The organism is Micromonospora sp. ATLC16, from assembly GCF_057196645.1.
The window spans coordinates 36,302-62,284 of sequence record NZ_JBXUOW010000003.1; the positions used below are offsets into that span (position 1 = coordinate 36,302).

Sequence of the window (25,983 nt, forward strand, 5' to 3'; positions counted from 1 at the left end):
GGTGCTCCGCGCCCGACATCGGCTCCGCCGGGTTCAGTGCCGCCTGGCGTCGAAGGATCTCCGTGACGGCCGTGGCCAGGTCGGCGGCCACCGACGGGGCCGCCGCCACCTCCTCGGCGCGGGTCACCGGCGTCGGAACCAACACGCCGGCCGCACCGGCGGCCAGGGCCGCCGTGATGTCGCGGCCGATGTCACCGATCAGGGCGCAGCGGGCAGGTACGGTGCCGAGCGCCCGGGCTGCCGCGTGCACCAGGCCCGGCCTCGGCTTGCGACACGCGCAGCCGTCCCCGTCGTCGTGGGGGCACACCTGCCAGGAGTCGAACGGGCCGAGCAGCGCCTCGATCCGGCGGTGCACGAGGTGCAACTGCCGTTCGGTGAACAGCCCCCGGGCCAGCCCGGACTGGTTGGTCACCACCGCGAGCTTCAGTCCGGCCGCCCGCAGCCGGTCCAACGCCGCGCGGGCGCCCGGCATCGGGCGCACCTTGCCCGGATCCGAGTTGTACGGCACGTCCTCGACGAGGGTGCCGTCGCGGTCCAGCAGGACCGCGTCAAACAGGACCGGGCGGGACATGATCCGGCCGGCTCCGGCCAGCAACCCCGCTGACCTGCGCTGATCCGGCTCCCCATGGTCCTTTCGCACGGGCGGCGGGTTCCCTGCGCCCCGATGAGTAAACGTCACCCGCGACGCGGCCGAGGACACCGCGCACCGACCGCACCCGCACGGCCGCCCGCGGATGGCCTTACCCGCGGTCACCGAGAAGCTAACCCGGCCGCCTCGTTGGCCGAGGCCACGGGCCGGGTACCGAGGGGCGGTGGCAGAGAGGATGATCGCCCGCAGAGTGAGGGAACCGGCCTGATCGCGAGGCACGGCGTCGGGGAGCCATTTCACCCCGGAAGGGACAAGTGGCTACGCTCACGGGTAACCCTGTCCGCAGACCGAGGATGTCCCCAATGATCGAACCCGTCCAGTTGCCCTCGCCGTGGCGGGACGTGCGCCTGACCGTCGTGGTCCCGACCTACAACGAGGCCGGCAACCTGCCGGTGCTGGTCGAGCGCCTCCTCGCGCTGCCACTGCCCGGCCTGAAGGTGCTGGTCGCCGACGACAACTCCCCCGACGGCACGGGCGAGGTCGCGGACAAGCTCGCCATAGAGCATCCGGAACGCGTGCAGGTCGTGCACCGGCCGGGCAAGGAGGGTCTGGGCCGGGCGTACGTGGACGGGATCAGCCGGGCCCTCGACGGCGGCGCCGAGTACGTGGCCCAGATGGACGCCGACCTGTCCCACCCGCCGGAGGCGTTGCCGGGCATGCTCGGCGCGTTGCTGTCCACTCAGGCCGGCGTGGTCATCGGGTCTCGCTACGTGCCCGGCGGCGAGCTGGACGAGAACTGGCCGCTGTACCGGCGGGCGCTCAGTGGCTGGGCGAACCTGTACGTGCACACGCTGCTGCGGGTACGGATCCGCGACCTCACCGCCGGTTTCAAGATCTGGCGGGCCGACGCGCTGCGCGACATCGGGCTGGAGCGGGTGCAGTCCAACGGCTACAGCTTCCAGGTTGAGATGCACTACCTGGCCACCAAGCTGGGGCACACCATTCTGGAGGTGCCGATCCGGTTCGAGGAGCGGCGCGACGGCGCCTCGAAGATGACCACCGCCACCAAGATCGAAAGCGCCCTGATGCCGTTCAAGCTCCGTACCCGGCACCGCAACATCGAGCCCTGACCGCTCGGCGCGGCGGTCAGGCGTAGACGGCCCGGTGGGCGGTGGCGATCGCCCGTTGATACAACCCACCGGTGAGCGCCCGGTCGCGAGCCAGGGCGGCTCGGGCGGCGTTCGCGCCGGGTGCGCCGTGCACCCCGCCGCCTGGGTGTGCCGAAGCGCTGGCCAGGAAGAGCCGGTCCACCGGAGTGTCGGCGCGACCGAGTCCGGGCACCGGGCGTAGGAACAGCTGCTGGTAGGGGGCGGCGGTGCCGCCGCCCAGCGCGCCGCCGACCAGACTCGGGTTCGCCTCCTCCAGCTCGGCCGGGCCGGCCACGTGCCGGCCCACCACCAGGCTGCGGAACCCGGGGGCGGCTGACTCCAGCACCGTCTCCATCCGCTCGACGTGCGCGATGATGTCGTCGGCCCGCCAGTGCCGACGAAACGGCAGGTGCGTGTACGACCAGAGCGACTCGGTGCCTGGCGGCGAGTGACTCGGGTCCGCCACCGACATCTGCCCCACCAGCAGGAACGGATCCGGTGGCAGCTCGCCCAGGGCCAGCCGGGCGGCGTAGCCGGTCAGCCCGTTGAGATCCGCACCCAGATGCACCGTGCCGACGGTGGACAGGCGGCGGTTCGTCCAGGGCATCGGGGCGGACAGCGCCCAGTCCACCTTCAGCGTGGAACCGTCCCAACGGAAGTGTTCCAGGTCCGCCACCAGTCGCGGGGGCAGCACGGCGGGGCCGACCAGATCCAGGTACAGCGCGGGCGCGGGAACGTCGGCGAGCACCGCCCGGCGGGCCGACCAGTTGGTGCCGCCGACGGTGCGTACGCCCACCGCCCGGCCCCGGGCGACCAGGATCCGGTCTACCCGGGCACCGTAGAGAATCCGGCCGCCCCGTTCGGTCAACCGGGCTACCAGCGCGTCGGTGATCTTCTGCGCGCCACCCTTCGGGACCGGCCAGCCGACCTGCTGGCCGAGCATGGCGAGCAGCCAGCCGTAGACGCCGGAGCCGGCCTCCTCGGTGGACAGGTCGGTGTGCAGGGCGCAACCGGCCAGCAACGCCGGACCGCCGGCACCGGCGAACAGTTCCGCACCGAGCCGGCTCGCCGGCAACACCAGCCGCCGGGCCAGCCGCAGCGAACCGCCGACCCGCAGCCGGCGCAGCAGGCCGACCCCGCCGCGTACCGGAGGGAACGGAGTGGTGATCAGCTCCAGCATCGGGTCGGCGACCTGCTGCCACTGCTCGTACGCGGTCAGCCAGCGCGCACCGTCGCCGGGAGCGAAGGTCTCCAGTGACGCCGCCGTGACGGTCGGATCCCGGTTGAGCACGGCCACCCGGTCGTCGGGAAACAGGTGGGCCAGCACGTCGGGGGCGTGCCGCCAGGCGAGCCCGTACCGGGTCAGGTCGAGCCCGCGCAGCACCGGCGAGGCGTAACCGAGCGGGTAGAACGAGCTGAAGAGGTCGCTGAGGTAGCCGGGCGCGGTCACCTCGGCCGAGCGCACCGCCCCGCCGGGCGCCCCGGTGGCTTCCAGCACCAACACGTCCCAACCCGCGTCGGCCAACAGGTTGGCGGCGACCAGGCCGTTGTGTCCGGCGCCGACGACGACTGCGTCGGCCCGCTCGGCACCGAGGAAACCCGGCGACATCATCCGTGGACGCTACCCCGAGTCGTTGCGGCGAAACGTTTGTCACGTCCGGGCCCGGGCATGCAGCGCGCCATGTACACGGTCACGCAGCTCATCGGTGGGGTCTGGGGTGCCGGCGGGGAGGCTGGCGAGTTCACGGTGCACGATCCGGCTGACGGCGGCCCGGTGACCAGCGCCCCGGTCGCCACGACCGACGAGGTCGACAAGGCGGTGGCGGCGGCGCGCGGGGTGGCGTCCGAGTGGGCGGCGACGGCCCCGGCGGAGCGGGCCGCGGCACTGCGCCGGATCGCCGACGCGGTCGCCGAGGTCGCCGACGACCTGGCGCAGGCGACCACCGCGGAGATGGGCAAGCCGCTCGCCGACGCCCGGGGCGGCGTCGAGGCGGGCATCGCCACCCTGCGGCAGTACGCCGAACTCGCGCCGGCCCGGGGCGGCCGTACCCTGCACGGCGATCCCGCCGCGCTCGACTTCATGACGCCGCAGCCGCGTGGCGTGGTGGCTGCCATCACGCCCTGGAACGACCCGGTCGCCGTGTCGTGCGGGCTGCTCGGTGCGGCCCTGGTCACCGGCAACGTGGTGCTGCACAAGCCCAGCGAGCGCACCCCGGCCACCGGGTGGCTGCTGGCCCGCGCCTTCGACACCGCCCTGCCAGCCGGGGTGCTGTCGCTGCTCAGCGGCGGTCCGACGACCGGCGCGGCGTTGGCCGCCGCCGAGGTGGACATGGTGGCCCAAGTTGGTTCCAGCGCCACCGGCCGGGCGATCGCCGAGGCCGCCGCCAGCACCGGCGCCAAGGTGCTGTTGGAAAACGGTGGCAGCGACCCGCTGATCGTCGACGCCGATGTCGACCCGAGCTGGGCCGCCGGCGAGGCCGCCCTCGGCGCCTTCGCCAACGCGGGGCAGATCTGCGTCGCGGTGGAGCGGATCTACGCCCACCACGATATCGCCGAGGATTTCGTGGCCGCGCTGGTCGAGCGGGCCGCCGCACTGCGCGCCGGACCGGGACGGGACCTGGACACCCAGCTCGGCCCACTGGTGGACCGGCGCCATCGCGATCAGGTCCACGGGCAGGTGATCGCCGCGGTGGCCGACGGTGCCCGGCTGCGCATCGGCGGCACCCTGCCGGAGGGGCCGGGCGCCTTCTACCCGGCCACCGTGGTCGACCGCTGCCGGCACGACCTGGCGTTGATCCGGGAGGAGACGTTCGGCCCGGTCGCCGCCGTGGTGGTGGTCGACTCGTACTCCGAGGCGCTGCGGTGCGCGGCCGACTCGCCGTACGGGCTGGCGGCGACCGTGCTGACCGGGTCGATGAGCCACGCCCAGCGGGCCTGGCGGGAGCTGCCGGTCGGGACCGTGAAGGTCAACGCGGTCTTCGGCGGCGCGCCGGCCGGTGCCGCGCACCCGCGCCGGGCCAGTGGTCAGGGCTTCGGCTACGGCCCGGAACTGCTCGACGAGTTCACCGCCACCAAGGCGGTACACATCCAGGCGCCCGGCGGCGGCCACTGGTGAACCGGCACGCCGGACCGGGTGTGCCGCCGGGCCCGATCCGACGCGTACGCCGGCCGGGCCATCGACGAACGAGGGCTCAGCCCATCGCGGGCCGGGCGGGTCGACGAACGGCGGCTCAGCCGCCGCGAGCCTTGCGGGTCTGGCGGTCGTTGGCCTTCTGAATGGCCTTGACCAGTTCCGGCTTGGTCATGCTCGACCGTCCCGACACGTCCAGTTCACGGGCCACCCGCAGGAGATGTTCCTTGGCGGCGTTCGCGTCCACCCCACCTGCGGTCGGTGCCCGCCGCGCCGGCCCACCGCCAGCGGCCTGCTGGTCGCTGGGCCCCTTGCGGCCCTTCGGTTCCCAGTGGTCGCCGACCTTCTCGAACTCGTGCTTGACGGCGGCGAACGCGGTGCGGTGCGCCCGCTCGCCCTCGCCGTACGTCTCGACCGCGGAGTCGTGTGTCTTCTCCCAGGTGCGCTGGGCCTTCTCCGGGGAGCGCCGCAGCGTGCTGGGCAGTACTTCGCGCCCGGGCATCTCGATCCTCCTCCGTGTGCGGGCCATTCGGATTGGCGTACCCGGACGACGTCGCGGCAAACGCCGACGGCGTTTGCCGCGAGAGCGGGTCGGGTACCGGCCGAACCAGATCCAGATACGGTGCCCACAGTGCCCAGGGAGCGGTCATGACGACGACGAACCCCGACGCCCCGTCGACCGATCCGCCGGTGCCGCGCCTACCGGGGATTCGCCAGCTCCGCTGGCAGACCTGGCGTGGCGTGCTGGTCCGGGCCGGGCGCAACTACCTGCGGGACAACTGCACGGACTGGGCCGCCGCGCTCACCTACTACGGGGTGCTGGCGCTGTTCCCCTCCGCCGTCGTGGTGGTGGCCCTGGTCGGGCTGGTGTCCGACGGTGAGCGCACCGTCGACACGGTGCTCGATCTGGCCAGCGACGTGGGCGCCGGCTCGGTGGTGGCGAACGAGAGCTTCGTCGGCGTGATCCGCGAGGTGTTGGACCAGAACAGCTCCGCCGGGGTGTTGCTCAGCTTCGGTCTGCTCGGTGCGCTCTGGTCGGCCTCGAACTTCATCGCCTCGTTCACCCGGGCCTCGAACGCGATCTACGGCGTCGTCGAGGGACGGCCGGTGTGGAAGTTGCGCCCGTTGCAGATCGGACTGGCCGGCCTGTCGCTGGTGCTGCTCGCCACCGTGGCCGCCGGTCTGATCGTCAGCGGTCCGGTCGCCGACGCGATCGGTGACCTGGCGGGGGCGGGCGACGCGGCCCGCACCGCGTGGACAGTGGCCAAATGGCCGGCGCTGGCGCTGATCGCGATGCTGTTGATGTCCCTGCTGTTCTGGGTCGCGCCGAACGTGCGTCAGCCGCGTTTCCGCTGGCTCACCCTGGGCGGGGCGGTAGCCCTGACCGCCTGGGCGCTCGGCTCCTTCGGCTTCGGGTTGTACGTGGCCAACTTCGGCTCGTACGACACGACCTACGGCAGCCTCGGTGCGGTGATCGCGTTCCTGGTCTGGCTCTACCTGTCCAATTCCGCGCTGATGCTCGGCGTCCAGATCAACGCCGAACTCCAGCGGGGACGGCGGCTGCAGTCCGGCCGGGAGGACGTCGAGGAGCCGGTGCTGCCACCGCGGTTGCCGGCCGGCAGGTGACCACGCGTCGGTTTACCACCCGACCCGTCGGGTAGCGCAGAAGGCATGGACCGCGGCAGCAGCAAGCACTCACCGAGGGTCGACGAGCAGATGAGCCAGGAGGTCAGCGGCCTGGTGCAGGGGCCGGGGACCGGCGGCTCGCGGGTCGACGAGTTCCGCGTCCCGGAGCCCGCGGGAGAGGACCAGCCGGAGCCGACCACGGCGCCGGCCGGCGACCTGCGCAGCGGCGCTCCCCAGGGCATGACCTCCGAGGACGTCGAGGCCCGCAGCCGGTTGGGGCGGTTCATCACGATGAACGCCCTGCCCGGTGACCGGGCGGCACTGCTCGCCAACGCACGTGCGAACGAGGCTCCCGACGACGTACTGGCCGCCCTGGAGCGGCTGCCCGAGGACACCCGGTACCAGACGGTGTCCGAGGTGTGGGCGGCGCTCGGCCACACCAACGAGACGACGCGCTGGTAGGTGGACCGAACGGTCCGCATTCCTCACCAAGCGCAGGGAAGGATGCTGATGAGCGGCGTAACTGAGCATGTCGACGTGGCCGTCCCGGTGCGGACGGCATACGACCAGTGGACCCAGTTCGAAGAGTTTCCACAGTTCATGGAGGGCGTGCAGGAGATTCGCCAGCTCTCCGACACGATGACCCACTGGACCGTGGAGATCGCCGGGGTGAAGCGGGAGTTCGACGCTGAGATCACCGAGCAGTTGCCCGACGAGCGGGTGGCGTGGCGCTCGACCGGCGGCACCCAGCACGCCGGGGTGGTCACCTTCCACCGGCTCGACGAGAACAGCAGCCGGGTCAGTCTCCAGTTGGAGTTCGACCCGCACGGCGTCATCGAACAGGCCGGCGACAAGCTCGGCGTGGTCGACCGCCGGGCCAAGGGTGACCTGCAACGGTTCAAGACCTTCATCGAACGGCGCGGCCAGGAGACCGGTGCGTGGCGCGGTCAGGTCGACCGTCCGCAGCCGTGATTCCGCGCTGAGACCCTCGACGGCCGCCGGAGGAGTCCGGCGGCCGTCGTCGCGAGCACCGGATCCGTTCCCGTACGCCGACCGGCCACGCCCACCCCGGGCGTGCGGGTCGTTTGCGACGACCGGGCGGGGGTACCGCGATGGCATGAGCGACGACAGGGCATGGCGCAACGAGGAACGGCTTCCACTGGAGGAACTGGACCGGGCCGTCGCCCGGTCGACGCTCGACGGGCAGGCCGACGACGTGACCGGCAACGACGCCGGGGAGGAGGCCGCCTTCGGGCACGGCCCCGAGGCGGCCGACCGGGGCGGCGAGGCGCCCGGCACGGGACGCGAGCCCACCGACCCGGACCGGGCGTACCGACCTTCCACCACCGGGCGCACCGGCCCGGACACTTTCTGACACCGCATCCCGGATCTCTGCTGGCGACCCGGGAGATACCCGGAGCGCCACGGCCACGACCGCACGCGAGCGTGTGCAGCGAAAACACCTCAGCCGAACGGGCAGTGAATTCGGACAGCTCAGCCAGAATCGGCCGTTCGGCTGACGGCAATGGCCGCGTCACGCGCAAGACTTTCGAAATGCATCAGGGCTCCGGCTACCTCTCCACGCGTCAGCGCCGCCTGGCATGGCTCGGCTTTCTCCTCGCCGCAGTGCAGGCACCCGTCTCCGCCAGGCTGGTCGACGACAGCTCGTGGCTGTTCAGCCTCTGTGTCGCGCTGATGGTGGCGACCGTGATCGTCGCCGATGACGCCGCGCGGCGCCGCCCGGCGGGCGCGTCCTCCGCCGAGTAGGGGTCACCCGAGGTCATCCGCCGGGCGAGTCGGCCCGCCTGGGCCGGACCGAGGTTCATGGTCCGCCGGCCGGGCGCGCCTCGTGGGCCCGTCGTCGAGCATCAGATCGGCGTGCCCGATGGGCTGGTGCAGCGAGTAGAGCTGGCCACGGGCGCGTTCCACGCACTCCAGTGCATGGCCGAGCTTGCCGAGGGCGGCCACCGTGTCGTCGCTCACTCCGGCCGGACGCCGGTGCTGCTCGTCGGGTCCGTCGGTGGTGTCCATCCGTGCTTCCTGGTGCCGGTCGTGCCGCGGCGTCCGATTCCCCGCCGTCCGCCGCGCCCGACTCGATCCCCTCGGACACCTGCCGGACACCGCCGTGGGCACCCGGACGGTCCGAGCGGCCGAGGTCGCGGCACCACGGGTTGACTACATTCGTTCCCCATGTGCGTGCCGTCGAACCGGGTCGTCTCCCCCACCGCCGTCGACTGGGCCCGGTCCTGTCTGGTCACGCTCGCCAACGCCGTGGGGCTGGACGGGCTCGCCGCCGCGTACGCCCGGCCGGGCCTGCTCGCCGCCGTCGACCAGCACGCCGCCTCGGTTCGTCACAGCCTGCGCGGGGACCGACGGCCGTTGACCGCCGCGGCCCTCGCCGGCTACGCCGACGGCGTGCGGGTCGCCGCCGAGGAGTACGGCTGGCAACCGGCTGATGCCCCGGTCGACTGGGCGGAGGCGGACTGGGTGACGCTGCGTCTGGTCGCGATCTGCGCGCTTACCGCCGCGCTGGACACGCCGGCCCCGCAGCCGCCGCCGTGGTGAGCTGGGACGGGTGTCCGCCATGCGGCGGACACCCGTCCCAGCGCGACGAACCACCGTCACGGACGGAACTGCTGGGTCTCGTCGCCGGCGTTGCCGGACTGGTAGGTCCCCCGTCCCCCGGCCATCGAGGACTCCGATCCCCGGGCGGCCGGCTGGACGGCACCGGGCCGGTCGGCCATCTGCCGCTGCATGTCGCTGCGACCGGCCTCGGCACCCTGCCGCTGCTCCCGGATCGCCCGCGACTCCTCGGCCGCTCGGGTGAGCCAGCCTTCCCAGCGGTTCTGCATCGGTCGCACCAGACCGCCACCGACGCCGACGATCAGGATGCCGGCCACCGTGGCGAGCACCGCGATCAGCACGGGCTGGGTGACGGTGGTGGCGATGCCCACCTGGTTGAGCGCCGCGATGACGCCCAGGGCGAGAATGAAGATCGCCGTCACGTCGGCCAGGAAACGGCCGTACGACAGCCCGCCGAGCGCCCCGGTGACGAGGTCCCGCACCGCGTTGGCGATCGCGGCGGCCACCACCACGATGACGATCGCGACGAACGCCCGGGGCAGCCACGCCACCACGCCCGCGATCAGATCGCTGATCGCGTTCGGCCCCCAGATGCCGAAGGCGAACTGAAGGGTGAACAGCAGCACCGCGTAGTACGCGAGCCTCGCCAGGATGTCACTGGCGTCGTACCGCGTCCGCTCCAACGCACGCTTGATACCGCCCCGTTCGACCGCCCGGTCGAACCCCACCCGTTCCAGGACCGTATCCACGATCTTGAGCACGGCTCTGGCGATGAGCCATCCGACCACGAGAATCGCGATGAACGCGATGGCCCGGGGCACGAACAGCAGCACCGACCTCCACATGTCGGCCGCGGCGTCACCGATGTCAACCTGCCTGGCCGCGAGGGTTTCCGGCATGACGTCCCTCCTGTCGCATGGATTGCCCCGCGCGCTTACCCCATCCCCCGGCCAGCACGCCGCTCCGATCACCCCCTTTTTCTGGACACACCCCACCGGATCGGCTCTGAACTGCTCTGATGTCCTGGTCCGGCACGCCCCGCCGATGATCGGGAACGCGGGTCGAGCGGGCGGACTAGGCTGCGTTCATGCCAGGAACGGTCGGGCGAGTACCCACGCCATCAGGCCCGCTGCCGGGCACGTCGTCGCCGGGCGCCACGACCGTCGCCGGCCACCCCCGCTGGGGTGCCACGGCGCTCGGCCCGTACGAGTCGTGGGATCCCGCCGTCCGGGCGACCGTCGAGGTGGTGCTCGCCTCTCCGGCCCCGATGGCCCTGTACCTCGGCGCGGAGTTGCTGCTGCTGTACAACGACGCGTACGCCGAGCTGATCGGCGACCGGCACCCGGACGCCATGGGCCGTCCCCCCGCCGAGGTCTTCGCCGAGGTCTGGCACAGCCCCGGCGTCGGTGACGTCGTCGAGCAGACCTATCGCACCGGGGTGCCCGTCCTGGACCGGGAGATCCCGCTCCCGCTGCATGCCGCCGTCGCGCTCGACCAGCCCGTCTACACCCGCGCCTGCTCGCCGGTGCGGGACAGCCACGGCCACGTCGTCGGCGTGCTGTCCGTGGTGGCCGAGACCAGCCCGGCCACCCGCCAGTTGCAGGGCCTCAGCGAATTCGCCGCGACGCTCGCCGGCACGCTCACCCTGGACGACGTGGCCCGGGTCGCGTTGCGCTACGCGATCACCTCGTTCGACGCCGACCGGGTCTCCTTCGCGGTGGACGACGGGGGCGGCGGCACCGGGTGGCGGTTGGTCCGGCGGGTCCGGGGCGAGTTGGTGGACGAGGCGGACGAACGCCTCCCTCCGCTGTGGCGGCGCGGCCCGGCCGGCTGGTCGGCGCCGGCGGTGGTCAGTGCCCGCACCGGCCAGGCCAGCTTCATCGACGACGGCCAGCCGCTGCACGAGTTCGCGGCGGACCGGCACGACCAGAAGATCCGAGCCCTGGCCGCGGTACCGCTGCGGGCGTCCGTGGTGCGTGGAGCGCTGACCGTCGGCTACCGCTCGGCGCATCCGTGGTCGGCGTCGGAGCGGGCGCTGCTGGCGGCCACGGCCGAGTTGGTCGGGCAGGCCACCGAACGGGCACGCCGCTTCGAGACCCAGCACGGCACCGCCCAGCTGCTGCAACGCAGCATGCTGCCGGAGAACCTGCCGGTCCTGCCCCGCCTGCGGATCGCCGCGCGGTACGACCCGGGGGTCGACGGCAACGCCGCGGGCGGGGATTTCTACGACGCGTTCGTGCTGCCCACCGGCGACCTGGGTGTGGTCCTCGGCGACGTCGCGGGCCACGACGTGCAGGCTGCCGCCCGGATGGGCCAGGTACGCGCCGCGCTACGTGCGCTGGCGCTCAACGACCCCCGCCCGGACCAGGTGCTCGCCGGGCTCGATCGGCTGGTGGGCAGCCTCGGCGCCGAGGCCGGCACGTACGAGTTGTTCGTCACCGTGGCGTTCGGCGTCATCGACATCGGCCGGGAGGCGCTGACCCTGGCCAGCGCCGGCCATCCGGCGCCGCTGGTGCGTCGCTGTGGGCCGTCAGGTGAGCCGAGGGCCGAGTACGTCGATGTGCCCTCCGGTGCCCCGCTGGGGATCGGGTACCGGGCCGCGACGCGTACCGTCGCGTTTGTGCCCGGCGACACGCTGCTGCTGTTCAGCGACGGTGTGGTGGAACGACGCCGGCACGGGTTGTCGGACGGCCTGGAACGCCTGGCGGAGTCGGTGGCCGGGGCGCCCAGCGGTGACCCGAGGTCGTTGTGCGCGGTGGCCTCCGCCGCCGTGCCCGGCGCGACCGAGGACGACGTGGCCGTGCTCGCCGTCGAGTACGCGACGCGGCCGAGCCGGTCGGCCCGGATGGAGGTGCCCGCCGAGCCGACCGCGCCGAGCCGGGTACGGCACTGGATGACCGCCCAGCTCAGCGAGTGGGAGGTCGCGGAGTCGGTGATCGGCGCGGCGGTGCTGTGCACCAGCGAGCTGACCACCAACGCGTTGCTGCACGCCGGCACGGCGGCCCGGGTGGAGGTCGATCTCAGCCCGGAGCGCCTGCTCGTGTCGGTGGCCGACTCGGGTTCCCGGGGCACGGTGACCCGAGCGCGCACGGAGACGCTGAGTAGCCGGGGACGCGGGTTGGGTCTGATCGAGGAGCTGAGCGACGCCTGGGGCACCGACCCCACCGTCCGCGGCTCGACGGTCTGGTTCGAGATCCTGCTCCCACCCGCCTGAGCACTCGGCCGACGATCCGGGCCGCTCGTGGTACGGCTGGCACCGGCACCGCTATTCTTTCCGGATTACCACGGCCTCGACCGGGGCACGTTGTGCGCCACCTGTCCGCGTGCTGCGGACGTGGCGAGAGGTGGTCCGGTGGAGACGGTAGACGTTGCGTTCGCGGTGCTCGGTGTGGCGGCCCTGCTCGCCGGCATCCTGCCTCGGCTGGTAGAGCGGCGACCGCTGTCGATGCCGCTGGCCTTCCTCGGGCTCGGGATGCTGGTCTACACGCTGCCCACCGACCTGCCCGTGCCGGACCCCCTGACTCATCGTGATCTGGCCACCCACCTGACCGAGATCTGCGTGATCGTCGCGCTGATGGGCGCCGGCCTGAAGATCGATCGACCACTGAGTTGGGCGCGCTGGTCATCGACGTGGCGGCTGCTGGCCGTGGCCATGCCGTTGTGCATCGCCGCCGTCGCCCTGCTCGGGTGGTGGTGGGCGGGCCTGGTGCCGGCCAGCGCGCTGCTACTCGCCGCGTCGCTCGCGCCGACCGACCCGGTCCTCGCCTCCGATGTCCAGGTCGGTGAGCCCACCGCCGAGTCGGACTCCGAGGACGAGGTTCGTTTCGCGCTCACCTCGGAGGCGGGGCTGAACGACGGTCTGGCGTTTCCGTTCGTCTACGCGGCGGTCGCGATCGCCGGCGCCGGCCTCGCACCCGGTGACTGGTTGGCCCGCTGGATGACTGTCGACCTGCTCTACAAGGTCGGCGCCGGGCTGATCGGCGGGTTCCTGATCGGGTGGCTGCTCGGCAAGCTCTTCTTCCGGGCGCCCAGCGAGCTGCGGCTGGCCCGACACGCCGAGGGGTTCCTGGCGCTGGCCGCCACCTTCCTGACGTACGGCCTGGTCGAGATGGCCGGCGGCTACGGCTTCCTGGGGGTCTTCGTGGCGGCCCGCGCGATCCGGGCGGCGGAGCGCAACCACAAATACCACGCGGTGCTGCACGACTTCGCCGAGCAGGTGGAGCGGCTGCTCACCGTGCTGATGTTGCTGCTGCTGGGGGGTGCGGTGATCAGCGGACTGCTGGCTGCGTTGACCTGGCCCGCCGCGCTGGTCGGCCTCGCCCTGGTGTTCCTGATCCGGCCGCTGGCCGGTTGGCTGGCGCTGCGCGGCGCACCCGGACGACCGGCGGAGCACCTGGTGATCGCGGCCTTCGGCATCCGGGGCATCGGCTCGTTCTACTACCTGGCCTACGCCACCACGAGGGCGGACTTCCCGCAGGCGGAACTCGTCTGGGCCACCGTCGCCCTGGTGGTGATCGTCTCCGTGGTGGTACACGGCGTAGCGGCGACCCCGGTCATGCGGTTGCTGGACACGTCCGGCAAGCGCACCAGGACGAAGACCTCAGCGGCACCCTCCGCACCCGTCGCCGCCTGAGCTACCCACCGGCCGACGGGTCGGCCGCTGGCGGGTCAGGCCAGCCGGCGGGCCAGGGCCCGGCCGAGGTCGCGGCCGGAGCGCCAGGCGGTCTGCACCCGGGGCGCCCCGAACGCGTCTCCGGCCAGCCCGATGCCGTCGTCGTCGAGGTGGAAGCCGGCGCCCGGGGCACCCCCGTCGGCCGGCCTGGCGTACGTCCAACGGTGGACGTGCACATGCTCTGCCCGGTCGGTCAGGGCGAGCAGGTCGCGTACGGCCGCCTCGATCTCCGGCGCGGCTGCGGTGGGTTGCGCCAGGTGCCCGGTCGCGAACCCCTCGGTGGTGTGTGCGACCAGGACCGCCGCACCGTCGCCGCGCCGGTCGCCGTCGTCGCAGACCAGCCGGAGCAGTGGATGGTCGTTGACGAACGCGCCCCGGAAGTCGGTCCACCGCCGGGGGGTCGGAAACCGCAGCATCGCCGCCAGGGCCGGCGACCAGCGCTGCCGTGCCACGGCCTCGGTGGCCGCGGCGAGTCCCGGATCCAGCAGCCACGCGGCCTGCGGGCCGGGCATCGCCAGCACCACCGCCGCGCACTCCTCGCCGTCGACCGTCGGTCCCGGCCCGACACCGAGCACCAGCCGGTCGACCACCACGGTCAGGTCCCGGGCGAGATGTTCCACAAGCGAGCGCAGCCCTCGCGGCGCCGCCCACCGCATCGGCCCGCGGACCTCGCGGCGGCCCCCACCGTCGTACGCGACGAACGTGTCGGTCCACTCGCGGGCCAGGCCGGCCACCTGCCAGCCCCGCACCACCTCGGCGAACTCGGGATCGCTCACGGTGAAGTAGGCCGCGCCGAGGTCGGCGGGCCGGCCGTCAAAGCGCTGGCTGGCCATCCGACCGCCGGGCACCCGACCCCGCTCCCGGATCTGGACCGGCACGCCGGCCTCGCGTAGTTCCCGAGCGCAGGCCACGCCAGCGATCCCGGCACCGATCACCACCACGCCCGACGGTTCACCATCCACCCCATGATCGTAGGGTCGGCGGGGGCGACGACCCGGCGTCGCCGAGGCGGCAGTCCCCCGGATTGTTCCGGAAACTCTTCACAAGCTCGCAATCGGCCCGTACCTTATCGGACATGTGGGAGCGCTTCCACGCACTTTCTTCGATGGGTACGAGGAGCAGACCATGAGAACCCGAAGCACGTTCGCTCTGGTCGGCGTCGTGGCGACGGCACTGACCGTGGCCGGCAGCGTCGGCGTGGGCGCGCTGCGCCCCGCGCCCGCCGCGGCCGCCGACTCCGCCTTCTACGTCGACCCGCAGACCAGCGCCGCGCGGTGGGTGGCGGCCAACCCGAACGACTCGAAGGCCGCCGTGATCCGGGACCGGATCGCGAGCGTCCCCCAGCCCCGCTGGTACACCACCACCAACACCTCGACCGTACGCGCCGAGGTGGACTCCTTCGTCGGCGCGGCGGCCGCCGCCGGCAAGATCCCGATCCTGGTGGTCTACAACATCCCCAACCGTGACTGCAGCAACCACAGCGCGGGCGGCGCCCCGAGCCACACGGCCTATCGGCAGTGGGTGGACCAGGTCGCCGCGGGTCTCGGTGGGCGCCCCGCCAGCATCATCCTGGAGCCGGACGTGCTCCCCATCATGAGCAGCTGCATGAACGAAAGCCAGCAGGCCGAGGTGCGGGCCTCGATGGCGTACGCCGGCAAGGCGCTCAAGCGGGGTTCCTCGGCGGCGAAGGTCTACTTCGACATCGGCCACGGTGGCTGGCTCTCCGCCGGTGAGGCCGCCGCCCGGCTGAACGCCGCCGACGTGTCCAACAGCGCCGACGGCATCTCGGTGAACGTGTCGAACTACCGCCGCACCGCCGACGAGGTCTCGTACGCCAAGCAGATCATCGCGGCCACCGGCAACTCCCGGCTGAAGGCGGTCGTCGACACCAGCCGCAACGGCAACGGCCCCGCCGGCTCCGAGTGGTGCGACCCGCCGGGGCGGGCGATCGGCACTCCGAGCACCACCAACACCGGTGACTCCGCCATCGACGCGTTCCTCTGGGTGAAGTTGCCGGGCGAGGCCGACGGCTGCATCGCGGCGGCGGGTCAGTTCGTGCCGCAGCGGGCGTACGACCTGGCCATCGCAGCCGGTCCGGTGCCGACCACCGCCCCGCCCACCACCACTCCCCCGACCACCACCCCGCCGACCACCACTCCGCCCACCACCACCCCGCCCACCACCACTCCGCCGACCACCAACCCGCCGGGCGGTGGCTGCTCGGTGACGTTCACCCCGAACACGTGGACCGGCGGCTTCACCGCCGAGATCCGGGTCACCAACCGCGGCGCGGCGCTGAACGGCTGGAACCTCACCTTCAACGTCGCCTCCGGGGTTCAGCTGAGCAACGGCTGGAACGGTGACTGGAGCCAGTCCGGCAACCAGATCACGGTCCGCAACGCCGCCTGGAACGGCAACCTACCCAGCGGCGGCACTCTCAGCGTCGGTCTCCAGGGCACCTACACCGGCAGCAGCCTGGCCGCGCCGAGCGGCTACGCGCTGAACGGCACCGCCTGCGCCTGATCGCCCGTCCCGTGGGCCCTCGGCCAACCCCCGTACCGGGCGGTGCCGGGGGCCCACCCCTGTCTCCCCGCGACGCTTGCGCGGGTCGTGCCGCTGCGTCCGGGCACGCGCCCCAGGGCCCGACCGCGGACTTCGACACAGGCGCCAGCCGGAGGCCAGCGGCGTGTTACCGCTGCGCCGACGCGGGAAGGCGACCGATGACGAAGGAGGAGACCCATGACCACACAGTCGAACCCCTCGGCCTGGCAGCCGAGTGTGACCGGCGGCGGCACCCTCCCCTCAAGCCCCGGCGGCCGCCCCGCCGCTCCCGGTGGCGACGGCCACGGACCACCGACCGTGACGATCGGCGCGTTTCCGGACTATCCAGCCGCTCAGCGGGTGGTGGACCACCTCGCCGACAATCGGTTCCCGGTCGAGCGAACCGCCATCGTCGGCACCGACCTGGCCCTGGTGGAGACCGTGCTGGGCCGGATGACCACCGCCCGCGCGGCGCTGGTCGGTGCCGGCACGGGGGCCTGGTTCGGTCTGTTCATCGGCCTGCTGTTCGGCATCTTCACCGTCGGGAACTGGGTGGCGGTGATCCTCGCCGGCCTCGTCATCGGCGCGATCTGGGGTGCCGTCTTCGGTGCCGTGGCACATGCGATGACGGGCGGGCAGCGTGACTTCACCTCCGCCAGTTCCCTGCGGGCCAACCAGTACGCGGTCACCGTGGAGGCCGACGTGGCCGACCAGGCCCGTCAACTGCTCGACCGGCTGAACCTGGGTGGACGCGCGCCGCAGACGGCGGGCTGACGCCGTCCGAAGCCACCGACCGGGCGGTCCCGCCGTGGGTGGGCCGCCCGGTCAGTCGGTGGCGAGACGAGCGTGCAGGTGCTCGTCGTAGCGGTGACCGTCGCCGTAGCGGTGCGACTGCCGCAGGATGCCCTCGGCCAGAAAGCCGGCCCGCTCGGCGACCCGGCAGGACGCGGGATTGGCCACCGCGTGGCAGAGTTCGATCCGCTCCAGCCCGATGTCGCTGAAGGCCCATTCGCTGAGCCGCCCGACCGCGGCCGTGGCGACGCCCCGGCCACGCGCGGCGGCGACGGTCCAGTAACCGATCGAGGCGTCGCCGGCGTGAATGCGGTGCAGCGACACCGAACCGAGCAGAATCTCCGGGTCGACCGGGTCGGCCGCCGCCAACGACACGTGGCCACCGCCGGACCAGTCGGCCCGCCACCGTAGCCAGCGCAACGCGGCGTCGCGGTCGAGCGGATCGCCCTGCGGGTTCCACTGCGCTATCGCCGGATCACGCCAAGCATCCAGTACGGCGGGTGCGTCCGCCTCCCGCCACGGACGTAGCAGCAGGCCAGGAGCGGTCAGTTCCACGGCGGCAGGGTCTCACACCGCCGGCACCGGACGCGCACCGGTTTTCTCCCAGAGGTCGCCGGCCCAATTCCTTCAAAGCTTTACTACTGCCACTCAGCAGGTCCCAACGCACGCGAACCCAGAGGTGGAGAACTCTGTTCAAATTTCAAATAAGTGCTACCGTAGCGTCGTGACCGAGAGCCTGGATCCCGACCGCCTGACCGCATGGCGGACGTACATCGAGGCCAGTCAGCGGCTGTTCACCCGGCTGGAGGACGACCTACGCGCCACCAGCCGGCTCAGCTTCGCCGACTACCACGTGCTGGTGCTGCTCTCGGAGGTGCCCGGGCAACGCCTACGGATGGGCGAACTGGCCGACCGCCTGGTCTTCTCCCCCAGCCGGCTGAGCTATCAGGTCTCCGCCATGCAGCGGCGGGGCCTGGTCGTCCGGCAACCCTGCCCCGAGGACGGGCGGGGCAGCGAGGCGGTGCTGACCGCTGCCGGGCTACTGGCGCTGCGGGAGGCCGCACCACACCACAGACATTCCGTGCGTACCCACCTGATGGACGACCTCGACGACGCCGAGGTCGCCCTCCTCACCCGGATCTTCACCCGGCTCGGCCGACGGCTGCGCGGCGTCGTCGGCAGCGACGCCACCCTCACCACCAGCCTCGACGACAACTGAGGAGCCCCGATGCCCGCCATCACCGTCGACAACGTCCTCGTCCTGCCCCGGCTGCCCCGGCTCGACGAGTCCACCGCGTTCCGGCCGGTTCGCCGGCTCACCACCGCGCCCAGCGGCTTCGAGGGCGAGGGTTTCCCGGTGCGTAAGGCATTCGCCGGGGTGCCGATGAGCGAGCTGGACCCGTTCATCATGCTCGACCAGATGGGCGAGGTTGACTACGCGCCCGGCGAGCCCAAGGGCACCCCCTGGCACCCGCACCGGGGCTTCGAGACCGTCACCTACATCATCGACGGCATCTTCGACCATCAGGACAGCCACGGTGGCGGCAGCACGATCACCAACGGCGACACCCAGTGGATGACCGCCGGCAGCGGCCTGCTGCACATCGAGGCCCCGCCGGAGCACCTGGTGGTCAGCGGCGGGCTGTTCCACGGCACCCAGCTGTGGGTCAACCTGCCCAGTGCGGCCAAGATGAGCCCACCGAAGTACCAGGACATCCGGGGCAGCCAGGCTGCCCTGCTCACCACCCCGGACGGCGGGGCGCTGATCCGGGTGATCGCCGGTGAGGTCGCCGGCCACCGGGGGCCCGGCTCCACGTACACCCCGATCACCATCACCCACGTGACGGTCGAGCCCGGGGCGCAGGTGGACCTGCCCTGGCGGTCGGATCTCAACGCACTGGTGTACGTGCTCGGCGGTCGCGGCACCGTGGGCGCCAACGGCCGCGGCGTACGCACCGGGCAGTTGGCCGTGCACGGGCCGGGCGACGCGTTGCGGTTCAAGGCGAACGCCCGCCAGGACAGCCGCAACCAGACCCTGGACCTCTACGTCATGGGCGGCCAGCCCATCCGGGAGCCGGTGGCACACTACGGGCCGTTCGTGATGAACACCCGCGACGAGCTGCTCCAGGCGCTGGAGGACTTCCAGGCCGGGCGACTCGGAGTGGTCCCGGCAGAGCGGCTGCCGCACACCGAGGGTCGGGGCGAGCGCCCCTGATCGACCACCGGACACAGGGCGGCTCCGGTGACCGGGGCCGCCTGCCCGGCTCAGGAGACGGCGAAGATGCCGGCCACACCGAGCAGGACCATCACCAGTACGGTCAACAGTGCCCCCCGCTCACCCTCCACCGCCTGCTCGCGGTGCTCGGTCGCGGGGTTCGTCGGCTCGCCGGACATACTTCGGCTCCTCGCTGCTCGGGTGCGGGTCGGTCGCCAGCAGCCAGCAGCCCACCAGCGTGCGGGCCCGACCACGGGTTCGTATGGTGAGGACGTGAACGACCTCTATGAGGGCGGGAGCATGCCGCTACAGGACTGGTTCCTCACCGCACCGGAACGCGCCAACCCGGTCTCTGAGTTACCCGTCTGGACCAGTGGAAACCTCGCCGAGCCGCTGATTCACGGTGCTGCGTACTTCGACCGGCTGGTCACCGAGGTCGAGGAACTGGGCGCCGGTGACCACCTCTTCTTCGCCGACTGGCGGGGCGACCCGGACGAGCGCCTCCGTCCGGACGGGCCGACCATCGCCCAGCTGTTCGCCCGCGCCGCCCAGCGCGGTGTGGTGGTCAAGGGTCTGATCTGGCGCTCGCACCTCGACGTGCTGTCCTACAGCCACCAGGAGAACCGCAACCTCAGCGAGGCGATCTCGGCCGCCGGCGGCGAGGTGCTGCTCGACCAGCGGGTCCGGCGAGGTGGATCGCACCATCAGAAGCTGGTGGTGCTGCGCCGTCCGGCCGCCCCCGATCAGGACGTCGCCTTCGTCGGCGGCATCGACCTGTGCCACAGCCGGCGCGACGACGACGCGCACCACGGTGACCCGCAACCGGTACGGATGGCCGCCGCGTACGGTGACCATCCGCCCTGGCACGACGTGCAGCTCGCGCTGCGCGGCCCGGTGGTGGGCGCGCTGGACACCACGTTCCGCGAGCGGTGGACCGACCCGATGCCGCTGGATTCGGAGAACCCCCTGGCCTACCTGCGCGACCGGCTCCGCGGAGCGGATCTCACCGCCGGGCCGCTGCCGGAGCAGCCGCCCGACCCGCCGGTCTGCGGGCCGCACCACGTGCAGGTGTTGCGCACCTACCCCGCGATCCGACCCCGGTACGCGTTCGCCCCGGACGGCGAACGCACGGTGGCCCGGGGCTACACCAAGGCGGTACGCCGCGCCCGTCGGCTGATCTACCTGGAGGACCAGTACCTGTGGTCCATCGAGGTCGCCGAACTCTTCGCCGGGGCGCTGCGCGACAACCCGGAGCTGCATCTGGTCGCCGTGGTGCCCCGCCACCCCGACGTGGACGGGCGGCTGGCCCTGCCGCCGAACACGGTCGGTCGCCAGCAGGCGCTGGCCCTCTGCGAGCAGACCGCGCCGGGGCGGGTGCACGTCTTCGACGTGGAGAACCACGCCGGCACCCCGGTCTACGTGCACGCCAAGGTGTGCGTGGTCGACGACGTGTGGGCCTGCGTCGGCAGCGACAACTTCAACCGGCGGTCCTGGACCCACGACAGCGAGTTGTCCTGCGCGGTGCTGGACGACACTGCGGACGAACGCCACCCGCATGATCCGGCCGGTCAGGGTGACCGAGCCCGGCGGTTCGCCCGGGACCTTCGGCTTCGCCTGCTCCGCGAGCACCTGGACCGCGATCCGGCCGGCGGCGACGACGCGGACCTGATCGACCCGGACGACGCGGTCACCGCGATCACCGCCGCCGCCGACGCGTTGCAACGCTGGTACGACGGCGGCCAGGTGGGCCCACGCCCATCCGGCCGGCTGCGACCGCACCGTGCCCCACATCTGCCCTGGTGGATCCGGGCCTGGGCGTTGCCCGCGTACCGCCTGGTCTACGACCCCGACGGCAGACCGCTGCGGGCTCGCCGGTCCGGCACCTGGTAGCTCGGCGCCACCTCACCGAGGACCGTCAACCCGCCGGGGTAGGCGAACGAGGAGCGCGGTGAGTAGTAGCCCCAGGCGATGGTGAGCGGGTTCTCCGGGCGCAACGCGTACACCGGGTGGTCCGGATCGAGGAACTCGACCGACTCGATCTCGAACGCGGTGGACGGTTCGGCGACCACCGGATAGATGCTGCTGACCAGTTGACCGTGCAACTCGGTCAGGTAGCGGTGGTGGCCGTTGTGCATGGCGTGGCCGGTGTCGCCGACGCGCACCTGGGCCCGGATCACCGGCACGCCCTCGATGTCCGTCCCGGTGACGATCGTGCCGCCCTGCTCGGTGATGCTGGTGCGGCCGGGCACGGCCGGGGCGCCCCGGGCCAGGGCGTAGCCGCGTACCCGCTCGCTGGAGGTGACGTAGTGGGTCCACCAGCCGCCCGGAGTCACCCCGTCCGGGGCGTCCATACCGACCAGCGTGACGCCGAGGTAGGTCAGGGAGTAGGCGCCGAAGCCGGAGGTCTGGCTCTCGTCGTCCACCACGTACTGGTTCATGAAGACCTCGCGGTCCGGGTGGGCCCGCAACCCCGGGGGGACCAGCGCCGCCACCGCGTCGGGGTCCGCCGGCAGCCAGCTGAAGTACAGCGTCCGGCTGTTCACGACGAGGTGGGGAACGGCAGGATCGAGCACGGCACCTCCGGATCAGGGACGTACCTCGCGACGCTATGCCCAGTCCCGTCCGCGGGACAACGACAGATTGGCGACACTCCGCCTGCCCACCTGCGACGCACCTCGTCCGTTCGGCGTGTCACCACACCCGGCCGAACCGACAGGGGTGGATCAACGGGCATCCGACACTCGCCCGATCGGTTGTCCACTCACCGCAACCGTGACCGCCTCTCAGCAAATCTCCGGCCACCGTGTAGTGGTATGTCGTATTTCTGCCACGGAATCACATAAGTACATCGTCCGATCGGCTAGCTTTCCAGGAGATGATCGGGCTAGGGTGACTCCCGAACGTACTGATAGCACCAACTAAAGCGTCACGTCTTATATCCGCGGACGAGGTGCAGGGAGGACCACCATGACCGCGTCAACTATCACCGAACCGGCGACAGCGCCGGCAACCCCGGCCCCGAAGCTCGACCCGCGAGCGCTCACCGACAGCGCCGCCGAGCTGCTGAACACCATGGCCGCGCTGCCGGCCGGGCACCCCTCCCGGGCCGCGCTGCGGGACCGGGCGATCGAGGCCTGGCTGCCGCTGGCCAACCACCTCGCCCACCGCTACAGCGGTCGCGGCGAGCCCACCGACGATCTCGCGCAGACCGCCGCCGTCGGCCTCATCAAGGCCATCGACAAGTTCGACCCGTCCCGTGGGGTCGACTTCGCCGGGTACGCGATCCCCACCATCATCGGCGAGCTGAAGCGGCACTTCCGGGACCGGACGTGGGACATCCGGGTTCCTCGCCGCCTGCAGGAGCTGCGGCTGGCCATCTCCGACGCCAACAGCTCCCTGTTGCAGTCCCTGGGCCGCTCCCCGACCGTGGCCGACATCGCCGCCCACCTCAAGCTCACCGAGGAAGAGGTGCTGGAGGGCCTGGAAGGCGCCCGCGCGTACAACGCGGTGTCGCTGTCCACCCCGACCGGTGACGGCGACCGCGCGACCGAGCTGGGCGACATGCTCGGCGGTGAGGACAACGAGTTCGAGCTGGCCGAGCTGCGGGTGGCACTCGGCCCGGCGCTGGCCACGCTGGACGAGCGCGAGCAGAAGATCCTGACGCTGCGGTTCTACGGCAACCTGACGCAGTCGCAGATCGCGGATCAGATCGGCGTGTCGCAGATGCACGTGTCCCGGCTGCTGGCTCGGGCGCTGACCAAGCTGCGGGGGCAGCTCGACGGCACGTACTAGGAGTGGTAGCGATGGTGGCCGGGTCCTTCGGACCCGGCCACCATCGTCTTCACGTCACCTCAGCCGGCGACGGACTCCCGCCACATCGGCCAGAACGGCGTGCCGTCGGGGAGCCGGAAGGGTTCGGCGACCCGATAGCCGTGCCGCGCGTACAGGTCGCGGCTGGTCTCGCTGCTCGCCTCCAGGTACGCCGGCATGCCGTTGGCGTCCAGCCAGGCGTGATGGTGGCGCAGCAGCGCGCTGCCCACGCCCCGGCCCTGGCGGTCCGGACGCACGGCCAGCAACGCCAGGTGATGATGATCGGCGTGCGGGTGGTTGGCGGCGAACAACTCGTCCAGGTGCACGAAGTTCGGGGTCCACTCCCCGCACGCCGAGGCCAGCCGGGCATCGTAGTTCTCGGGTGGCGGCAGTGGTTCACCGACCGACGGCAGCCAGACCGCCACTCCGGCCCGATCGTCGGTGCCGAACACCAGACCGTGTCGCAGCGCGTGGCTGACAATGATCTCGAAGTTGCCGGCCAGCACCGATTCCCGCTTGGCCTCGTCCGGCACCAGCCATCGCGGCTGGTCCAGCACCATGAATGCCTCGGCGATCCGTGCGGCGACCCACCGGGCGTCGTCCTCGCCGAGCCGGCCGATCTCCGGCGCGGTCACCGCCGCGCCTCCGCCGTGGGCGTCGGCTCGGCCAGCGGCGCGGAGGTCACCACGGCCGCCGCGCTCTCCGCGCCCAAGCCGATCCGGGCGTACGTGTCGGGACGTCGCCGCCGCAGCGACAGGCCCCACAATCCGCCGAGCAGCGCGGCCACCGGGTAGACCAGCGGGATCGCCCAGCGCAGCGGCGAATCCGGCTCGACCCCGAGCAGGTTGGCGAAGTTCTGCACCGCCAGCACGATGATCGCGATCAGCGCGATAACGGCGATGCCCGGCGCGATCAACCGCCGCCACAGCGTCTCCTGCACCTCGCTGCGGGCGAAGTAGGCGATGATCGCGACCGCGGTGGTGGCGATCATCAGCAGCACGCCGAAGCCGCCGCTGGTGCCCAGCCAGAAGAACAGTTGCAGGACCGGATCCCAGCCGTTGACCGCGTACAGGATGATCACCAGCAGGCCGAGCGCGCTCTGCGCGAGCGAGGCGGCCCGGGGAGCGCCGGTGGTCGGTGAGGTACGGCCGAACACCGCGGGCAGCACCCGCTCCCGGCCCAGCGCGAAGGTGTAGCGCGCGGTGGTGTTGTGGAACGAGATCATGGCGGCCAGCACCGAGGTCAGGAAGAGTGCCTGCCCGATGGTCAGGACCGTGTCACCCAGGTGCGCACCGGCCAGGTTGAAGATCAGCTCGACGCTCTGGGCACCCGCCTCCTCGACGATCCGGTCCGGCCCGACCGCCACCGTCATGCTCCACGAGGAGAGCGCGTAGATCACCGCGATGATCGCCACGGACAGATAGGTGGCCATCGGCACCGTACGCTTCGGGTCCTTGCTCTCCTCGCTGAAGACCACCGCTGCCTCGAAGCCGACGAAACCGAGGATCGCCAGTACCAGCACCGCGCCGAGCCCCGGCACGAAGAAGTTCTCCGGCGAGAACGCGGCGAAACTCACGTCGCCGCCGGCCGGGTTGCCCAGCTGGCCGAGGTCGAACACCACGATGATGGCGATCTCGGCGCAGAGCAGCGCCGCCAGCACCATGCCGTTGATGTCCACCCGGAGCAGGCCGAGGATCGCCACCAGCGCCCAGGCCACCAGCGCCACGATCCACCACTGCGGGGTGATCCCGAACAGCCGGTCCAGCACCGGTGCCGCCGCCGCGCCGATGGTTCCGTAGAGCCCGACCTGGAGGGCGTTGTAGGCGATCAGCGCCACCCAGGCCGTACCCACACCGGCCGGGCGTCCCAGCCCACGCGCCACGTACGCGTAGAAGGCCCCGGCGTTGGCCATCCGACGGGCCATCGCCACGTAGCCGACGGAGAACACGGCGAGCACCACGGCCACCGCCAGGAAGGCCAGCGGAATGCCGAGCACGCCGATGACGCCGTAGCCGGTGGTGACCACGCCGGCGACCACGGTCAGCGGTGCCGCCGCGGAGAGGACGAAGAAGATTACTGAGGGGACGCCGAGCCGGCCACGGGCCAGCGCCTCGGAGACGTTGCTCGGTCGTTCGGTTGTGGCTGTCGAGGACATGAACTGCTCCGGTCTGGGGAAGGGGTGTACCGGGTCAGGGAGCGCCGCGCAGCACCGCGGCGCCGACGGCGGCTTCGGTGTGCGCCACGAGTTCCTTCAGCGGGTCAGGCAGGGCGGGGATGATCAGGTTGAGTCGGTGGTGTGCGCGCGGACCGGCGCTCCACAGCACCTCCCGGGTCAGCCCCGCGGCGGCGACCAACCCGAGCAGCGTCGCGTCGGGCACACTGGGCGGCTCGGCACGTTCCAGCAGCGCACGCAGCCGGGTCGCCGGCCACGCCACCACGTTGAGGTCGATCGGCTGGTAGGTGACTGTGGTCCGCAACAGCCGCCGGCTCTCCTGCCGGCGTAGTACGCCGGCCCGGGACAGCCGCTCGCCCACCGAGGTCACCGAGGTCTGCGCGAGAAAGCTGAGCCAGGTACGCACCGACTGGTGCTGGGCCTCACCGAGCAACTGATCCAGTACGGTGTGCGCCAACGCGTCGGCCGGTGGCCGGCGGTCGATCACGCCGACCTGACCGGCGACGACGGTAATGTGTCCATAGAGGATCAGCTCGCCGAGCAGCCCCCCGGCCAGCCCGAGGCCGGTGGCCGCCGGGTGCAGCTTCGCCTTGCCGCGGGTGTCGTTGTGCGCGATCAGGAAGAACTCGTCGGCGGTGAGCACACGTCCTCCCGAGCCGGCCGTCCACAGTGATCGCTGACCGAGAAAGGATGCACCGAGCGCA

27 protein-coding genes and 1 pseudogene are annotated in these 25,983 nt (G+C 72.0%); 16 read left to right on the forward strand and 12 right to left on the reverse strand.

The features are described 5' to 3' along the window. Window positions 1–25: 25 nt before the first annotated feature. Window positions 26–571, reverse strand: a pseudogene (locus tag AC2CHE_RS02260) (D-glycero-alpha-D-manno-heptose-1,7-bisphosphate 7-phosphatase); the annotation flags it as partial. A gap of 380 nt (window positions 572–951) precedes the next feature. On the opposite strand from AC2CHE_RS02260, the gene AC2CHE_RS02265 reads away from it, so the two are divergent. Further along, window positions 952–1,719, forward strand: a complete 768-nt coding sequence (locus AC2CHE_RS02265) for a polyprenol monophosphomannose synthase (RefSeq protein WP_281561978.1) — start codon at window positions 952–954, stop codon at window positions 1,717–1,719. A 16-nt stretch (window positions 1,720–1,735) separates the two neighbouring features. Here the strand turns inward: AC2CHE_RS02265 and AC2CHE_RS02270 are convergent, their stop codons facing one another. Beyond that, a complete protein-coding gene (locus tag AC2CHE_RS02270; protein WP_484503196.1) occupies window positions 1,736–3,349 on the reverse strand; it encodes a phytoene desaturase family protein in 1,614 nt (537 codons plus the stop codon). Between the two features lie 69 nt (window positions 3,350–3,418). Between AC2CHE_RS02270 and AC2CHE_RS02275 the strand changes: the two genes are divergently transcribed. Next, a complete protein-coding gene (locus tag AC2CHE_RS02275; RefSeq protein WP_484503197.1) occupies window positions 3,419–4,852 on the forward strand; it encodes an aldehyde dehydrogenase family protein in 1,434 nt (477 codons plus the stop codon). A gap of 115 nt (window positions 4,853–4,967) precedes the next feature. On the opposite strand, the gene AC2CHE_RS02280 is transcribed toward AC2CHE_RS02275, so the two are convergent. Then, window positions 4,968–5,369: a ChaB family protein gene (locus AC2CHE_RS02280; RefSeq protein WP_281561976.1), complete on the reverse strand. Its 402-nt coding sequence runs from the start codon at window positions 5,367–5,369 to the stop codon at window positions 4,968–4,970. A 146-nt stretch (window positions 5,370–5,515) separates the two neighbouring features. Between AC2CHE_RS02280 and AC2CHE_RS02285 the strand changes: the two genes are divergently transcribed. The 5 genes from AC2CHE_RS02285 (at window position 5,516) to AC2CHE_RS02305 (ending at window position 8,260) form a co-directional block, all read left to right on the forward strand. Beyond that, entirely contained in the window at window positions 5,516–6,493 is a 978-nt protein-coding gene (locus AC2CHE_RS02285; protein ID WP_484503198.1) for a YihY/virulence factor BrkB family protein, read from the forward strand. 45 nt (window positions 6,494–6,538) lie between these two features. After that, window positions 6,539–6,955 (forward strand): DUF2795 domain-containing protein, encoded by a 417-nt coding sequence (locus AC2CHE_RS02290; protein WP_281561974.1) that lies wholly within the window; start codon window positions 6,539–6,541, stop codon window positions 6,953–6,955. Window positions 6,956–7,003: 48 nt separating this feature from the next. Further along, window positions 7,004–7,465 (forward strand): SRPBCC family protein, encoded by a 462-nt coding sequence (locus AC2CHE_RS02295; RefSeq protein WP_484503199.1) that lies wholly within the window; start codon window positions 7,004–7,006, stop codon window positions 7,463–7,465. A gap of 145 nt (window positions 7,466–7,610) precedes the next feature. Continuing rightward, on the forward strand, window positions 7,611–7,868 hold the full coding sequence (locus tag AC2CHE_RS02300) for a hypothetical protein (protein WP_484503200.1): 258 nt from the start codon (window positions 7,611–7,613) through the stop codon (window positions 7,866–7,868). A 104-nt stretch (window positions 7,869–7,972) separates the two neighbouring features. Continuing rightward, window positions 7,973–8,260, forward strand: coding sequence for a hypothetical protein (locus AC2CHE_RS02305; RefSeq protein WP_484503201.1), 288 nt, complete (start codon window positions 7,973–7,975; stop codon window positions 8,258–8,260). Window positions 8,261–8,263: 3 nt separating this feature from the next. Here AC2CHE_RS02305 and AC2CHE_RS02310 read toward each other — a convergent pair whose 3' ends face one another. Next, complete coding sequence (locus AC2CHE_RS02310) at window positions 8,264–8,524, reverse strand: hypothetical protein (RefSeq protein WP_484503202.1); 261 nt, start codon at window positions 8,522–8,524, stop codon at window positions 8,264–8,266. A 159-nt stretch (window positions 8,525–8,683) separates the two neighbouring features. Here AC2CHE_RS02310 and AC2CHE_RS02315 point away from each other — a divergent pair, with 159 nt between their 5' ends. Further along, window positions 8,684–9,058, forward strand: a complete 375-nt coding sequence (locus AC2CHE_RS02315) for a DUF6401 family natural product biosynthesis protein (RefSeq protein ID WP_484503203.1) — start codon at window positions 8,684–8,686, stop codon at window positions 9,056–9,058. A 56-nt stretch (window positions 9,059–9,114) separates the two neighbouring features. Here AC2CHE_RS02315 and AC2CHE_RS02320 read toward each other — a convergent pair whose 3' ends face one another. Further along, complete coding sequence (locus tag AC2CHE_RS02320) at window positions 9,115–9,975, reverse strand: membrane protein (RefSeq protein ID WP_484503204.1); 861 nt, start codon at window positions 9,973–9,975, stop codon at window positions 9,115–9,117. A 188-nt stretch (window positions 9,976–10,163) separates the two neighbouring features. On the opposite strand from AC2CHE_RS02320, the gene AC2CHE_RS02325 reads away from it, so the two are divergent. Both AC2CHE_RS02325 and AC2CHE_RS02330 read left to right on the forward strand, forming a co-directional pair. Then, window positions 10,164–12,290 (forward strand): ATP-binding SpoIIE family protein phosphatase, encoded by a 2,127-nt coding sequence (locus AC2CHE_RS02325; protein ID WP_484503205.1) that lies wholly within the window; start codon window positions 10,164–10,166, stop codon window positions 12,288–12,290. A gap of 138 nt (window positions 12,291–12,428) precedes the next feature. Beyond that, window positions 12,429–13,709, forward strand: coding sequence for a cation:proton antiporter (locus AC2CHE_RS02330; RefSeq protein ID WP_484503206.1), 1,281 nt, complete (start codon window positions 12,429–12,431; stop codon window positions 13,707–13,709). A 35-nt stretch (window positions 13,710–13,744) separates the two neighbouring features. Here AC2CHE_RS02330 and AC2CHE_RS02335 read toward each other — a convergent pair whose 3' ends face one another. Then, a complete protein-coding gene (locus AC2CHE_RS02335; RefSeq protein WP_484503291.1) occupies window positions 13,745–14,689 on the reverse strand; it encodes an NAD(P)/FAD-dependent oxidoreductase in 945 nt (314 codons plus the stop codon). 184 nt (window positions 14,690–14,873) lie between these two features. Between AC2CHE_RS02335 and AC2CHE_RS02340 the strand changes: the two genes are divergently transcribed. Further along, entirely contained in the window at window positions 14,874–16,271 is a 1,398-nt protein-coding gene (locus tag AC2CHE_RS02340) for a glycoside hydrolase family 6 protein (protein ID WP_484503207.1), read from the forward strand. A gap of 216 nt (window positions 16,272–16,487) precedes the next feature. After that, entirely contained in the window at window positions 16,488–17,063 is a 576-nt protein-coding gene (locus AC2CHE_RS02345; protein WP_484503208.1) for a YflT domain-containing protein, read from the forward strand. 51 nt (window positions 17,064–17,114) lie between these two features. Here the strand turns inward: AC2CHE_RS02345 and AC2CHE_RS02350 are convergent, their stop codons facing one another. Continuing rightward, window positions 17,115–17,636, reverse strand: coding sequence for a GNAT family N-acetyltransferase (locus AC2CHE_RS02350; protein WP_484503209.1), 522 nt, complete (start codon window positions 17,634–17,636; stop codon window positions 17,115–17,117). A gap of 169 nt (window positions 17,637–17,805) precedes the next feature. On the opposite strand from AC2CHE_RS02350, the gene AC2CHE_RS02355 reads away from it, so the two are divergent. Next, entirely contained in the window at window positions 17,806–18,300 is a 495-nt protein-coding gene (locus AC2CHE_RS02355; protein ID WP_484503210.1) for a MarR family winged helix-turn-helix transcriptional regulator, read from the forward strand. A 9-nt stretch (window positions 18,301–18,309) separates the two neighbouring features. Further along, the gene (locus tag AC2CHE_RS02360; protein ID WP_484503211.1) at window positions 18,310–19,296 is read left to right on the forward strand and encodes a pirin family protein; all 987 of its coding nucleotides are present in this window, start codon (window positions 18,310–18,312) and stop codon (window positions 19,294–19,296) included. A 50-nt stretch (window positions 19,297–19,346) separates the two neighbouring features. Here AC2CHE_RS02360 and AC2CHE_RS02365 read toward each other — a convergent pair whose 3' ends face one another. Beyond that, entirely contained in the window at window positions 19,347–19,475 is a 129-nt protein-coding gene (locus AC2CHE_RS02365) for a hypothetical protein (protein ID WP_484503212.1), read from the reverse strand. 121 nt (window positions 19,476–19,596) lie between these two features. On the opposite strand from AC2CHE_RS02365, the gene AC2CHE_RS02370 reads away from it, so the two are divergent. Then, window positions 19,597–21,186 carry a phospholipase D family protein gene (locus AC2CHE_RS02370; protein ID WP_484503292.1) on the forward strand — a complete coding sequence of 530 codons (1,590 nt, stop codon included), beginning with the start codon at window positions 19,597–19,599 and terminating at the stop codon, window positions 21,184–21,186. Here AC2CHE_RS02370 and AC2CHE_RS02375 read toward each other — a convergent pair. Further along, the gene (locus tag AC2CHE_RS02375) at window positions 21,135–21,869 is read right to left on the reverse strand and encodes an acetoacetate decarboxylase family protein (RefSeq protein WP_484503213.1); all 735 of its coding nucleotides are present in this window, start codon (window positions 21,867–21,869) and stop codon (window positions 21,135–21,137) included. The two genes, AC2CHE_RS02370 and AC2CHE_RS02375, sit on opposite strands and share 52 nt — an antisense overlap. Window positions 21,870–22,263: 394 nt before the next feature. On the opposite strand from AC2CHE_RS02375, the gene AC2CHE_RS02380 reads away from it, so the two are divergent. Beyond that, entirely contained in the window at window positions 22,264–23,088 is an 825-nt protein-coding gene (locus tag AC2CHE_RS02380; RefSeq protein ID WP_484503214.1) for a SigB/SigF/SigG family RNA polymerase sigma factor, read from the forward strand. A gap of 59 nt (window positions 23,089–23,147) precedes the next feature. On the opposite strand, the gene AC2CHE_RS02385 is transcribed toward AC2CHE_RS02380, so the two are convergent. From AC2CHE_RS02385 to AC2CHE_RS02395, 3 genes are read right to left on the reverse strand one after another with little or no spacing between them, the layout of a single operon-like run. Then, window positions 23,148–23,741, reverse strand: coding sequence for a GNAT family N-acetyltransferase (locus AC2CHE_RS02385; RefSeq protein WP_484503215.1), 594 nt, complete (start codon window positions 23,739–23,741; stop codon window positions 23,148–23,150). Continuing rightward, on the reverse strand, window positions 23,738–25,261 hold the full coding sequence (locus tag AC2CHE_RS02390) for an APC family permease (protein ID WP_484503216.1): 1,524 nt from the start codon (window positions 25,259–25,261) through the stop codon (window positions 23,738–23,740). The genes AC2CHE_RS02385 and AC2CHE_RS02390 overlap by 4 nt, the downstream gene beginning before the upstream one ends. A 34-nt stretch (window positions 25,262–25,295) precedes the next feature. Beyond that, complete coding sequence (locus AC2CHE_RS02395; protein WP_484503217.1) at window positions 25,296–25,922, reverse strand: GOLPH3/VPS74 family protein; 627 nt, start codon at window positions 25,920–25,922, stop codon at window positions 25,296–25,298. Between the last annotated feature and the right edge of the window lie 61 nt (window positions 25,923–25,983).

What these genes read in the sequence shown, in the direction of transcription:
- AC2CHE_RS02285 (WP_484503198.1), top strand. Translation starts at nt 5,516, where the DNA reads ATGACGACGACGAACCCCGACGCCCCGTCGACCGATCCGCCGGTGCCG.
- AC2CHE_RS02365 (WP_484503212.1), bottom strand. Translation starts at nt 19,475, where the DNA reads ATGTCCGGCGAGCCGACGAACCCCGCGACCGAGCACCGCGAGCAGGCG.
- AC2CHE_RS02380 (WP_484503214.1), top strand. Translation starts at nt 22,264, where the DNA reads ATGACCGCGTCAACTATCACCGAACCGGCGACAGCGCCGGCAACCCCG.
- AC2CHE_RS02315 (WP_484503203.1), top strand. Translation starts at nt 8,684, where the DNA reads ATGTGCGTGCCGTCGAACCGGGTCGTCTCCCCCACCGCCGTCGACTGG.
- AC2CHE_RS02290 (WP_281561974.1), top strand. Translation starts at nt 6,539, where the DNA reads ATGGACCGCGGCAGCAGCAAGCACTCACCGAGGGTCGACGAGCAGATG.
- AC2CHE_RS02390 (WP_484503216.1), bottom strand. Translation starts at nt 25,261, where the DNA reads ATGTCCTCGACAGCCACAACCGAACGACCGAGCAACGTCTCCGAGGCG.
- AC2CHE_RS02345 (WP_484503208.1), top strand. Translation starts at nt 16,488, where the DNA reads ATGACCACACAGTCGAACCCCTCGGCCTGGCAGCCGAGTGTGACCGGC.
- AC2CHE_RS02310 (WP_484503202.1), bottom strand. Translation starts at nt 8,524, where the DNA reads ATGGACACCACCGACGGACCCGACGAGCAGCACCGGCGTCCGGCCGGA.
- AC2CHE_RS02280 (WP_281561976.1), bottom strand. Translation starts at nt 5,369, where the DNA reads ATGCCCGGGCGCGAAGTACTGCCCAGCACGCTGCGGCGCTCCCCGGAG.
- AC2CHE_RS02265 (WP_281561978.1), top strand. Translation starts at nt 952, where the DNA reads ATGATCGAACCCGTCCAGTTGCCCTCGCCGTGGCGGGACGTGCGCCTG.
- AC2CHE_RS02270 (WP_484503196.1), bottom strand. Translation starts at nt 3,349, where the DNA reads ATGATGTCGCCGGGTTTCCTCGGTGCCGAGCGGGCCGACGCAGTCGTC.
- AC2CHE_RS02295 (WP_484503199.1), top strand. Translation starts at nt 7,004, where the DNA reads ATGAGCGGCGTAACTGAGCATGTCGACGTGGCCGTCCCGGTGCGGACG.
- AC2CHE_RS02320 (WP_484503204.1), bottom strand. Translation starts at nt 9,975, where the DNA reads ATGCCGGAAACCCTCGCGGCCAGGCAGGTTGACATCGGTGACGCCGCG.
- AC2CHE_RS02300 (WP_484503200.1), top strand. Translation starts at nt 7,611, where the DNA reads ATGAGCGACGACAGGGCATGGCGCAACGAGGAACGGCTTCCACTGGAG.
- AC2CHE_RS02370 (WP_484503292.1), top strand. Translation starts at nt 19,597, where the DNA reads ATGCCGCTACAGGACTGGTTCCTCACCGCACCGGAACGCGCCAACCCG.
- AC2CHE_RS02325 (WP_484503205.1), top strand. Translation starts at nt 10,164, where the DNA reads ATGCCAGGAACGGTCGGGCGAGTACCCACGCCATCAGGCCCGCTGCCG.
- AC2CHE_RS02275 (WP_484503197.1), top strand. Translation starts at nt 3,419, where the DNA reads ATGTACACGGTCACGCAGCTCATCGGTGGGGTCTGGGGTGCCGGCGGG.
- AC2CHE_RS02360 (WP_484503211.1), top strand. Translation starts at nt 18,310, where the DNA reads ATGCCCGCCATCACCGTCGACAACGTCCTCGTCCTGCCCCGGCTGCCC.
- AC2CHE_RS02340 (WP_484503207.1), top strand. Translation starts at nt 14,874, where the DNA reads ATGAGAACCCGAAGCACGTTCGCTCTGGTCGGCGTCGTGGCGACGGCA.